Here is a 12,214-nt window from a genome sequence, read left to right on the forward strand (position 1 = left end):
CACGCCACGGTCCCGGCTGCGTTGAAAGTCGGCGGCCGCAAGCGGCCGACCTTCGGGTCGAAAGTCGGCTGCCGCAAGCGGCGGGCCTTCGGGTTAGGGTGCGCGTCATGGCTACCGCCGGAGCGATCCTTCCGTCCCCCGCGACCCCGGGGATTCTGTACCTCATCGACTTGTCGGGTTACGTGTTCCGCGCGTACCACGCCATCGCACCGCTGTCGTCGTCGAAGGGCGAGCCGACCCACGCGACCCTTGGCACGGTCAACATGCTGCAGAAGGTGGTGAACGAACGCCAGCCCGCCATGCTCGCCGTGGCCATGGACTCGCGCGGACCGACCTTTCGCACGGAAATCGATGCGCGCTACAAATCGCACCGGCCGGCGCCCCCGCCGGATTTTCGGCTGCAGATGGCCCGCTGCGAGGCCATCGTGAAGGCGTACAACATCCCGATCTACCAGGCCGACGGCGTCGAGGCGGACGACTTGATCGCGTGCGTCGTGCGCCGGGCGCGCGAGAGCGGCATGCGCGTGGTCATCGTGAGTGCCGACAAGGACCTGATGCAGCTCGTCGACGACGAGAAAGACGACGTTTTGCTCTGGGACTCGATGCGCGACAAGACGTACGGGCCCGAGGAGGTGCGCGCCAAGTTCGGCGTGGCGCCGAGCAAGGTGCGCGATCTGCTCGCACTCACGGGCGACACGTCGGACAACATCCCGGGCGTGCCCAGCGTGGGGCCGAAGACCGCGGCCGATCTGCTCAACGAGTTCGGCACCTTGGAGGGCATCTACGAAGGCATCGCGCGGGTGAAGAAGCCCAAGCTGCGCGAGACGCTGACCAAGCACGAGGACGATGCGCGCGTCAGTCAGAAGCTGGTCACCTTGCGGAGCGACTGCGAGATCGCCTGGGATCCCGAGCACCTCAAGTACGGCGGCGCGGACACGATGGCGCTGCGCGAGCTCTTTTTGGACCTGGAGTTTCACCGGCTGCTGGACCAATTGCAGGTGGCCGCGCCGGTGGAGCGCAACTACCAGAGCGTGCTCGATGCCAAGGTGCTCGCGGAAGTGGTGGACCACGCGCGCAAGAACAAGCGGCTCGCCTTCGAGTTGATCCTGAGCGAGAGCGATCCGATGCGCGCGGCCATCGTGGGTGTCGCCCTTTCGACGACGCCGGGCGAGGGGTACTACGTGCCCATATCGCACCGGTACCTGGGCGCCCCCGCGATGCTGTCCTGGGACACGGTGAAAGAGGCGCTGTTGCCGCTGTTTCGGGATCCGGCGATCGAGAAGACCTCGCACCATTTGAAGCGTGCGCACCTGGTGCTCTTGCGGCACGGCGTGCGCATCGAGGGGGCCATCTTCGATACGATGCTCGGCGCGTATCTCTTGGATCCGGACGCTCCCGACTCGCTGCGCGAGCTGGCGCGCAAGGCGCTGGGCATCGAGCTTCCGGTGTACGGCGAGAAGAAGGCGACGGCGGGGAAGAAAGCCCCGGCGCCGGTGCCCTTCGACAATTTGCCGGTGGAGGAGGCCACGCCGTTCGCCGCGGCGGAGGCCGACGTGTGCGTGACACTCGCCACGCGGTACGCGCCGAGTCTCGAGCGCGAGGGGCTGGGCAAGCTTTTCAACGACGTGGAGCTGCCGCTGGCGCGGGTGCTTGCCGACATGGAGCTCACGGGCGTGCTCGTCGATGCCCGCGTGCTCGATGCGCTGGGCAAGCGCGTGGAGGTGGAGCTGCGCGAGCTGGAGGCCAAAGCGAAGGAGATCGCCAAGTCGGATTTTTCCGTGCGTTCGCGCGATCAGCTGGAGAAGATCCTCTTCGACGAGCTGAAATTGCCCGTGCTCAAGCGCACACCGAAGGGCGGGCGATCCACCGATGCCGAGGTCCTCGAGGAGCTCGCGGAGAAGCACCCGCTGCCCAAGGTGGTGTGCGAGTTCCGCGAGATCGACAAGCTCAAAGGCACCTACATCGATACGTTGCCGCGGGCGATCAACAAGGAAACGGGTCGCATTCACACGCAGTTCCACCAGACCGTGGCGGCCACGGGGCGCTTGGCCTCGAGCGATCCCAATCTACAGAACATTCCCATTCGGACGGAGCTCGGGCGCGAGATCCGGGCGGCGTTCGTGGCCCCGGAAGGGAAGGTCCTGGTGAGCGCCGACTACTCGCAGATCGAGCTGCGTGTGCTGGCGCACCTCTCGGAAGATCCCGAGCTGATTGCAGCGTTTTCCAGTACGAAGGAAGACGTGCACACGCACACCGCGTCGCTGGTCTTCGATGTGCCGAAGGACCAAGTGACCCGGGAGATGCGCGGCCGCGCGAAGACGATCAACTTCGGTGTGATCTACGGCATGGGTGACGCGGCCCTGGCGCGGCAACTCGACATCACGCGGGCCGAGGCCGCGAGCTTCATCGGCGCGTACTTCCGCAGGTACGCGCGCGTCGCGAGCTTCATGGAGGAAACGATCCAGGCCGCGGGAAAGGGCGAAGCCGTGCGCACATTGCTCGGGCGCCGGCGTTTTCTGCCGAACCTGCACTCGGCCAACCGCGGGCTGCGCATGGAGGCGGAGCGCGTGGCGAAGAACTCGCCGATCCAGGGAACGGCGGCGGACATCTTGAAGCTGGCCATGGTGAAACTCGGCCAAGCGCCGGTGGTGCCTGGGGCGAAGATGATCCTGACCGTGCACGACGAGCTCGTGTTCGAGGTGCCCGAGGACCGCGTTGAGGAGGCGATGCAGCGCATTCGCACCGAGATGGAGAACGCGATTTCGCTTCGGGTGCCGCTGGTGGTCGATATCGGCAGCGGAAAAAATTGGAACGAGGCTCACTGATTTTTCGATCCCGCGGGGCACTTGCGGACATTAAGCGGACGCAAAACGGGCAATTCTGCCCTGCATGCTGCCATGTGCCACCGACGTCCCCCGAAGTGGGGGGCCTGGAATACAAACCATGATCGAGTTGTCAGGGCCCCATCGCCAACGCGGCGTGGCACTGTCCCACCGGTGGACAGCCCCCCACCCCCGTACTAGTGTCGCCCGGCCGCATTTTTGAGCTGTTTTTCTAGCTCGAAGGCCCATGAAAGAGACAAGCGGACGCATCTCTTGCTAGATCGGCCGCGATCTTGCGTAGCAGCACGGCTTTCTCCACTCACCCCCAGATTCCCAGCCCCCGCCGTTCACATTTTTTAGGAGTCACGGGCACTTCCCCCATAGTGGGGTCCCCACTCGTTTCCCATGCAGAAGATGGACCTCGTTGCCCCCGAATTTCCCTCGTCGATAGGCGAGGCGGGGCCCCAATTAGGAGCTCTTCTTGGTCCAGCTCGAGCGTTCGTACGCCGGCTGAGTGACCGAACGCTGGCGCTTGCCATCGGAGCCATTCTCTTTCTTTTGGCTGCCTGGCCGCTCAGCTTGGTGGAGGTCCCGCCGCTTCAGGACCTTCCGAATCACCTCGCGACGGTGACGGTCATCACCCACCCGGAGCATTATCCGGAGTTCGTCGCCAACGGTTTTTTCAAGACCAACGCCGCTTTGTTCGGCTGGTTGTGCCTCGTCGGGAAGCTCACCGGGGTCAAGGCGGCGGCGCGCCTGTTCGTGCTGCTCGTCCTCGGGCTGAATTCGCTCGTCTTCCCGCAGTTCATTTTGCGCTTCACGAATCGCCGGCGCCTCATCGTCGCGAGCTTCTTCATCTGGCCGACCATCCACAATTGGTTCGTCTCGATGGGCATGCTCGACTTCGCGTTGGGGGTGCCGCTTTCGCTGCTCTTGCTCATGGCGGCGGATCGGCAGCGTCTCGCTCCAACGTGGTGGAACGGCGTCGCGATGGCGGTGATCGCCCTCGCCGATTGGTATGCGCACGTCTTCACGTTGATGGTCGCGTGCATGCTGCTCCTGGTCCACGTGGTGGAGCGGCGCTCGTGGCGTGAGCGCTTCACCGAGGCGCTGCGCATGTTCGCACCGCTGGTGCCGGCCACGGTGCTGACGCTCATCTCGCTCTACAACCACATGACCGAGCCCGTCGGGGCGATGACCGGTTATGCGGTGACGCGGATGATGATTCCGCCGTGGGAGCTTCTGTACAACCTATGGGCGGAGTGGTTCTGGGGCTTCACCTGGCTGCAATACTCGACGTTCGTGCCCGCGGCGGTGGTGGTGCTCTACGCGTACCTGCGCCGGGGTGAATCGCCGACGTTTTTCTCGCCGCTCGCCTTTGCGCTGCTGGGCGGTCTGTTCCTGTTTTTGCCCTACGTCGCGACGAATTGGTTCCACGTCAATTCGCGCGTGATTCCGTATCTCTGGATTGCGGCGTTCCTCCGCCTGCCCGATCGGATCGATGCGCGCCTCGGCAAGCTGATGGTGGTTTGCGCGGGGCTGTACACGGTCGGTATGGGCATCGACTACGTGCGGCTGGACAACGACCGCATGAAGTTCACGGCGGGCATGTCGGCCGTGCCGGAGAACGCGAAGCTGCTGCCGCTGGTCTTCAAGCGAAAGCTCACCAGCGAAAATACGCGCAGCCTGCAGCATGCCTGGGGCTTCTACGTGGCGGAGAAGCAGACCAGCGCCCCGCTGCTCTTCGCGCACTCGCGGTCGTTCCCCGTCATGTACCGCGATCCGCCCAATCCGCAGTTCAATCATCTGGTGCTCGAGAGCTTCGCGCCCACGATGGAGAACCCCAACTGGATCTGCGGCATCATGCGCACGGGCGGGATCCACGAGCGGGATTGCGAAGGCGTGTGGCGCCGGCAGTGGGCCGAGTTTTGGCAAATGGCCACGCCGGAGTTCGACTCCGTGCTGATGTGGGACGCCACGCCGGAAGTGCAGGCGCTGGTGCCGCCCGAGTACCGGATCGTGTTGAAGCAGGAACACCTGACGATCTACCGACGCACCGACGCCCAGGCGAGCCGCCTCGCCCCCGTCGAAAAGTAGCGGGCTCGGCAATCGTGAGTTGTTGAACCGCCAAGACGCCAAGAGCGCCAAGGATTCGGGGGCGTGAACGAGGGCGTTCTTTGCGATCACCACATCCATTCTTTTGGCGTCCTTGGCGTCTTGGCGGTTCGATCCAATGTCCGGGGACGGCTGCGCCTTGACAGGGATCGGTGTGCGTACCAGAGTTGAATCTGCTCATCCCGATAAGCAGATGAATCTCTCCCAGTACGTCGGAACCTTGAACCTGTTGGGCGACGAGAGCCGCATTCGGCTCTGTGCGCTTTTGCGCGAGCGTGAGCTCAGCGTGACGGACTTGGTGCGCGTGACGGGGATCTCGCAGTCGCGCGTCTCGACGCACCTGGCGCGGCTGCGTGAGGGAGGGTTCGTGCGCGATCGGCGCGATGGGCAGCACTCGTTCTACGCGCTCGCGGTGGATACCTTGCCGCCGACGGCGAAGGCGATCCTCGATGAGACGACGAGCGCCGCCGATCCGACCTTGGAAGGCGATCGGCGAAGGCTCTCGGAGCTCGATGCCGAGCAGCGGGGCGCGCTTCCGGAGTCGTTCATCGGGAAGATGGACCTGCACTATTCACCGGGGCGCACGTGGCCGTCGCTCGTCGTGGGCATCGCCGCGCTGCTCCGACTCGGGGACGTGCTGGACGCGGGCTCGGGCGATGGTGCCGTCGCCGGCTACCTCGCGCCACACTGCCGCTCGCTCACCTGCATCGATGCAAACGCGCGCATGATCGAGGCCGCGAAGGAGCGGCTCGCGCGCCACGAGCACGTGCGTGCCCAGGTGGCCGACGTGCACGAGCTGCCCTTCGCCAAAGGATCGTTCGACGCGGTGCTGGTGTTTCACACGCTGACGTACGCCGAAGACCCCGAGCGCGCCCTCGCCGAGTGCGCGCGTGTGCTGCGCACGGGCGGGCGCATCGTGGTGCTCTCGCTCGATCAGCACGAACAACGCGAAATCACCGCTCCGTATGGCGAGCGCCACGCGGGCTTTTCGCCTCGCAGCCTGCGCACCATGCTCACGCGTGCCGGGCTCGCCGTTTCATCGTCCCAGGTCGCTTGCCGCGAAAGCAAGAAGCCGCATTTTCAGGTCGTGCTGGCCATCGCCGAGAAAACCAAATGACAACTTCCCTTCACCCCCTCGAGAAGCTTCTTCAGAACCGTATCGCCATCATCGACGGTGCCATGGGTACGACCATCCGCACCTACGGGATGAAGGAGGCGGATATCCGCGGCACGCGCTTCGCGAACGCCACGAAGGATCTGCTCAACAACGGCGATCTCTTCTCGCTCACACAGCCCGAGATGATCTGCGACATCCACCGGCGCTTTCTCGAGGCCGGGGCGGACATCATCGAGACGAACACCTTCGGCGCGACCAGCATCGGCCAGAGCGAATTCTTCGTCGACGATCCGCGCGAGCACGGCGGGCGAAAAGACCCGGCGTTCTACGACAAAATCGTGGGCGATCCCTTCCTCGAAGGCCTCGCTTGGGAGATCAACGAGGAGTCCGCCCGCCAGTGCCGCACGTGGGCGGATCGCGTGGCCAACAAGGATGGGCGCCAGCGCTTCGTGGCCGGATCGATCGGGCCGCTCACCGTGTCGCTCTCCAACTCGCCCGATGCCGATGATGCGGGCTTCCGCGTGGTGACGTTCGATCAAGTGAAGCGGGCGTACGTGCAGCAGGTACGCGCGCTCATCGCGGGGGGCGTCGACACGCTGCTGGTGGAGACCATCTTCGACTCGCTCAACGCGAAGGCGGCCCTGGTTGCGATTCAGGAGGTCTTCGCGCAAGACGGCAAGTGTCTGCCCATCCAGGTGTCGGCCGCGGTGGGGCGTGGCGGCGAAACGATGATTTCCGCGCAGACGGCGGAGGCTCTCTGGAATGCCGTGGAGCACGCGAAGCTGCTCTCCATCGGCCTGAATTGCTCGCTCGGGCCCGATTTGATGTACCCGTTCCTCTCGGAGCTGGCGGAAAAGGCCGACGTGGCGATTTCGTGTTACCCCAATGCGGGATTGCCCAATCCGCTGTCGCCCACGGGCTTCGATTTGGAGCCCGCCGACATGGCGCGCTACCTCGGTGAGTTCGCCCAGGGCGGCTTGATCAACATTGCCGGTGGTTGCTGCGGCAACACACCCGAGCACATTGCGGCCGTGGCCAAGGCGTTGGAAGGCCGGCATCCGCGCGATGTCGTGTCGAAGAAGAGCGCCACGATTTCGATTCCGAACAAGCCCCTGCGCTTGTCCGGCTCGCAGCCCTTCACGCAGCAGCAGGGCGTCTTCATGATGATCGGCGAGCGCACCAACGTGGCCGGTTCGCCCAAGTTTGCAAAGCTCATCAAAGAGGGGAAGTACGAGGAGGCGGTGAGTGTGGCCCGCCAGCAGGTCGAGAACGGCGCGAACGTGATCGATATCTGCATGGACGAGGGCATGATCGACGGCGTATCCGCGATGACCCGGTTTCTCTCGCTCTTGGCGAGCGAGCCGGAGGTCGCCAAGGTGCCGTTCATGATCGACTCCTCCAAGTGGGCGGTCATCGAGGCGGGGCTTCCGTGCCTTCAGGGCAAGGGCATCGTCAACTCGATTTCGCTCAAGGAAGGCGAGGATACGTTCCGCAAGCACGCGCGGCACATTCTGAATTATGGCGCGGCGGTGGTGGTCATGGCCTTCGACGAACAAGGCCAGGCGGCGACCCTGCAGGACAAGATTCGCATCTGCGAGCGCGCGTACCGCATTCTGGTCGACGAAGTGGGCTTCCCGGCCGAGGACATCATCTTCGACCCGAACATCCTCACGGTGGCCACGGGCATCGAGGAGCACAACAACTACGCGGTCGACTTCATCGAGGCCACGCGCTGGATCAAGAAGAATCTGCCGCACGCCAAGGTGAGCGGCGGCGTGTCGAACATTTCCTTCAGCTTCCGCGGCAACAACCACGTGCGCGAGGCGATGCACTCGGCGTTTCTGTACCACGCCATTCAGGCGGGCCTGGACATGGGCATCGTCAACGCGGGCATGCTCGAGGTCTACGAGGAGATCGAGCCTGGGCTACGCGAGTTGGTGGAGGACGTGCTGCTCAATCGCCGGCCGGATGCCACCGAGCGGCTCGTCGACTTCGGCGAAAAGCTGAAGGCGGCGGGCGCGGGCGCGGCGGCCAGCGAGAAGAAGGAAGAAGAGTGGCGCAAGGGCACCGTGGAGGAGCGGCTGTCGCACGCCCTCGTGAAGGGCATCGACGCGTACATCGATGCGGACACCGAGGAGGCTCGCGCCAAGTTGGGGCGGCCGCTCGCGGTCATCGAAGGGCCCCTCATGGATGGCATGAGCGTGGTCGGCGATTTGTTCGGCGCGGGAAAGATGTTCCTTCCGCAGGTGGTGAAGTCCGCGCGCGTGATGAAGAAGGCCGTGGCGTACCTGACGCCGTTCATGGAGGCGGAGAAGGCTGCGCAGGCGGCGGCCGGTGCGGTGGTGAAAACGCAGGGCAAGATCGTGTTAGCCACCGTGAAGGGCGACGTGCACGACATCGGCAAGAACATCGTGGGCGTGGTGCTCGCGTGCAACAACTACGAGGTCATCGACATGGGCGTCATGGTCCCGTGCGAGAAGATCCTCGAGCGCGCCAAAGAGGAGAAGGCCGACGTGATCGGCCTGAGCGGGCTGATTACCCCGTCGCTCGACGAGATGACCCACGTGGCGCGTGAGATGGAGCGGCAAGGCTTCAAGCTGCCGTTGCTCATCGGCGGGGCGACGACCAGCCGCGCGCACACGGCGGTGAAGATTGCGCCGCACTACAGCGAGCCGGTGGTGCACGTGCTCGATGCGAGCCGCGCGGTGCCCGTGACCACGAGCCTCTTGAGCGCGGAAGGACGCGACGCCTTCGTGCAGCAGCACCGCGCCGAGTACGAGCAGCTGCGGCGCATTCACGGCACGCCGAAGCACAAGGTGATTTCGCTGGAGGCGGCGCGGGAGAATCGGCCGCGCATCGAGTGGCGGGCGGAGGACGTTCCGCAGCCGGAGTTCACGGGGGTGCGCGTGCTGGAGGACTTCCCGCTGGCCACCTTGCGCGAGTTCATCGACTGGACTCCGTTCTTCCACACCTGGGAATTGCGCGGCGTGTTCCCGCGCATCCTGGAGCACGAGAAGTATGGCGAGCAGGCGCGCAAGATCTTTGCCGAGGGCAATGCGTTGCTCGACCAGATCATCGCGAAGAAGCTGATTCAGGCGCGCGGTGTGTACGGGCTGTTTCCGGCGTACCGGGTGGGGGACGACGTCGAGGTCTACGAGGATGGCACGCGTTCCAAAGTTTTGGAGCGGTTCCATTTCTTGCGGCAGCAGACGGTGCAGGAGAAGGGCAAAGCGAATCGTTCGCTCGCGGACTTCATTGCATCACGCGAAAGTGGATTGCACGACCATATCGGGGCCTTCGCCGTGAGCACGGGCTTCGGTTTGAAGGAACTCGTCGAGAAGTACAAAGCCGAGCACGACGACTACAACGCGATCATGGCCGAGGCCATCGCGGATCGGTTGGCCGAGGCCTTCGCGGAGTGCCTGCACAAGCGGGTGCGCGAGGAATGGGGCTACGGCCGCTCGGAGGGCCTGAACAACCAAGAGCTCATCGAGGAGAAGTACCGCGGTATCCGCCCGGCCGCCGGCTACCCCGCCTGCCCGGACCACACCGAAAAGGGCACTTTGTGGCGCCTGCTCGACGTGGAAAAGAGCACGGGCATCCGCATCACCGAGTCCTTTGCCATGTGGCCGGGCTCCAGCGTGAGCGGCCTCTATTTCGCACACCCCGAGGCGCGCTACTTCACCTTGGGCAAGATCGACCGCGACCAAGTCGCCGACTACGGCACCCGCAAGGGCATGACGACCCAGCAGGTGGAACGCTGGCTTGGCCCGAACCTGAATTACGACCCTGCGAACTAAGGGTTCGACGAAGAGAGATTGAACAGGGAGGGGGGGAGGCGGGGAGGGATACGGCACAAATCCCACCGCGCACCGAGGCTGGTTTGGGTTTTCAGTTGGCTCATGAAGCCAACTGAAAATCCAAAAAACCTTCCCGCCTTCCCGCCTTCATGTGAATTCTCTCTGGCTTTTTCATTGGCGCGGCGCGAGTTCGAAGATGGCGTCGGGTGGGGCGTTGGGGCCTTCGATGACGAGGGTAGCTACGCCGTATGGGGACATGGCGGGAATGGTTTGGGTGACGTCGGAGCCGCGGGAGCGGAGGGTCATGGTGGTTGCGGGGAGGTCGGTCCAGCCGATGTTGCGGAAGCGTAAGAGCGTGGTGCGGCCAGCGGGGTGGGCGTCGAGGAAGGTGGGGGTGCCGGCGCGTTCGAAGTTGGCGACGGCTTCGTCGAGGGCCTCGGAGGAGGCGTCGGGCGCGATGGCGTGGAGGCCGAAACCGCGTTTGGCGAAGCCTCGCGCAAGGGCGTCGAAGTCCGCCCTGCGGCCCGAGGCGCGGACGACGGCGAGCAAAGCGTCGCGTTGCTCGGTGAAGGTCGGCTCGGGCGGCGTCGCCTTCAAACCGGCCACGATGTAGTCGGCCATCGCGTGCTTCGTCGCCTCGAAGCTGCGGCCCGAGGCCTTGCCGGCCTTGGCGAGGCCGACGAAGCCCTCGAACAGCGCCTCCGTCCAGATCTCGCCGACGTTGTGCGCCTCGGACATGTCGTCCGGTCCCGGCGCGAGCAGCGTGTCCGTCGGCAAGGTCGACGAACGCCGCACGTCCGCGAACGTGAACGGGTACATCGCGGGGTTCGTGGAGTAGGGCGCGCGCCGGACGCCGAAGTACTGCGCATCGCGGACGACGCTGGTCATCGTGTATTGCCCGATGGCGAAGCTGCCCTCCTCGAGCGCGCCGCTTTCGAGATCGCGCTCGTCGAGGACCATCATGAGCGCCGTGAAGTCGCCCCAGCCCTCGCTCATGCCGAGGCACGATGGCGTGCTGCACGGCACGAGCCGATGGTGCAGGTAGTGCCCCCACTCGTGGGCGATGACCGTGGAGTCGATGGAGGTGTCGCGTGTGGGGCCGTGGCCGAAATAGCCGCTCCTCCAGAGGTGCATCTCGAGCCGCGGTGACGTGCCGTCGGCGAAGGTCGTCATGCGGGCGTTGTCGGTCTTGCCGAAGTCGGCGCCGTCTTGCGCCTCGGCCAGAATGGGATCGCCCTCCTTGCCGCCGCGTCCATAGTTGGAAACCTGCGCCACGCCGGAGGCCTCGTCGAAGCCCGAGTCGTACCAATAGTCGTGCAGCCAATTGGTCACGTAAAAGAGCTGCGTGATGGCGGCCTTGATCTGGTCTTCGCTTTCATCGGGGCTCTGGGTCACGTCGAAGACCCGGTCGAACGTGCGCGGCGAGGTGACGTCGGCCACGAGATCGAGGCCCGGCTCATAGCCGCTGCCGGGGCCTTTCGAGCCATCCTTGTTGGCGTGTCGATCGTTGCGGTCGGCGTAGGCGTGCACGTTGTTGCCGAACGTGGTGGTCGCGCCGACGGCGAGCCAGGGATCGGGCTTGCGTTGCGGGTTCGTGTTGAAGCCCTCCATCGTGACGAGCGCCGGCGGCGTCCACGGACTGCTCAGTGGCACGTGCTGACCGTCGCGGCTGGCCCATACGCGGTAGCGGTAGCTGTCGCTCGCCGTGAGGGAGACTTTGCGCAGTACGGAGCCGTCGCGTGCATCGAGGGTGTACGCGAAGCCCTCCTCTTCGCCGGTGAAAGCCGAGCGCTCCAACGTTTCCACGTAGTACGCGGGGACGAGCTTGGCGCCCGCCGCGGCGAGAACGCGCTTGGGCGTCGCCCGCGCGGCGGCCGTCATGGGCAACATCGACGCGGGGGACAACGGAAATTCCAGCGCGCGGGTGCCTGCCACCGTTTCCGCGTCGCCGCTCAGGTTCGACGCGATGGAGACGAGGTTCCTCGATGCATCGAGAACGACGCTGGCGCGCGCGCCGAGCACTTCGACGCCTTTGGCGCGCTGTACGAACTGCACCACGTTCGCGCCGCCGGCGATGTCGTGCACACGGGCTACCTCCAGCGCGCGCACCATCGCTTCGGACCATCCGAAAAGTGCGGCGTGGCGCGCCAGATGAAGACGCGCCGCGATTTCCGCACGAACCGGAAGCGCGGGGGCCGCCTCGTCGGTTCCGCTCAGAACGAGGCGCACCGCCCCGCGCCCGTCGCGGGAGGCGACGTGGCCGAGCGGCATGGCTTCCAGCATGGCACGCGCTGCACTTTCGTTCTCATCCGAAGGCGCCTCCTGCGAGGCATCTCCAAAGCATCCAGCGAGTCCAATCG

Annotated in this window: 5 protein-coding genes; 4 read left to right on the plus strand and 1 reads right to left on the minus strand. The window is 65.1% G+C overall.

Annotated features, from left to right (window positions below; translation table 11 throughout):
* The first annotated feature begins 107 nt into the window (after positions 1-107).
* The 4 genes from polA (at position 108) to metH (ending at position 9,854) form a co-directional block, all read left to right on the plus strand.
* The gene (gene polA / locus LZC95_13130; protein WXA97773.1) at positions 108-2,825 is read left to right on the plus strand and encodes a DNA polymerase I; all 2,718 of its coding nucleotides are present in this window, start codon (positions 108-110) and stop codon (positions 2,823-2,825) included.
* Positions 2,826-3,227: 402 nt separating this feature from the next.
* On the plus strand, positions 3,228-4,919 hold the full coding sequence (locus LZC95_13135) for a hypothetical protein (GenBank protein ID WXA97774.1): 1,692 nt from the start codon (positions 3,228-3,230) through the stop codon (positions 4,917-4,919).
* Positions 4,920-5,130: 211 nt separating this feature from the next.
* Positions 5,131-6,054 carry a metalloregulator ArsR/SmtB family transcription factor gene (locus LZC95_13140; protein ID WXA97775.1) on the plus strand — a complete coding sequence of 308 codons (924 nt, stop codon included), beginning with the start codon at positions 5,131-5,133 and terminating at the stop codon, positions 6,052-6,054.
* Entirely contained in the window at positions 6,051-9,854 is a 3,804-nt protein-coding gene (metH, locus tag LZC95_13145; GenBank protein WXA97776.1) for a methionine synthase, read from the plus strand. The genes LZC95_13140 and metH overlap by 4 nt, the downstream gene beginning before the upstream one ends.
* 171 nt (positions 9,855-10,025) lie before the next feature.
* Here the strand turns inward: metH and LZC95_13150 are convergent, their stop codons facing one another.
* Positions 10,026-12,137, minus strand: a complete 2,112-nt coding sequence (locus LZC95_13150) for a M36 family metallopeptidase (GenBank protein ID WXA97777.1) — start codon at positions 12,135-12,137, stop codon at positions 10,026-10,028.
* Positions 12,138-12,214: the final 77 nt, after the last annotated feature.

The organism is Sorangiineae bacterium MSr12523 (assembly GCA_037157775.1).
Taxonomy (GTDB): Bacteria; Myxococcota_A; Polyangia; order Polyangiales; family Polyangiaceae; genus Pendulispora; species Pendulispora brunnea.

Coding starts and splice junctions, on each gene's coding strand:
- polA (WXA97773.1), top strand. CDS start 108: ATGGCTACCGCCGGAGCGATCCTTCCGTCCCCCGCGACCCCGGGGATT.
- LZC95_13135 (WXA97774.1), top strand. CDS start 3,228: ATGCAGAAGATGGACCTCGTTGCCCCCGAATTTCCCTCGTCGATAGGC.
- LZC95_13140 (WXA97775.1), top strand. CDS start 5,131: ATGAATCTCTCCCAGTACGTCGGAACCTTGAACCTGTTGGGCGACGAG.
- metH (WXA97776.1), top strand. CDS start 6,051: ATGACAACTTCCCTTCACCCCCTCGAGAAGCTTCTTCAGAACCGTATC.
- LZC95_13150 (WXA97777.1), bottom strand. CDS start 12,137: ATGCTGGAAGCCATGCCGCTCGGCCACGTCGCCTCCCGCGACGGGCGC.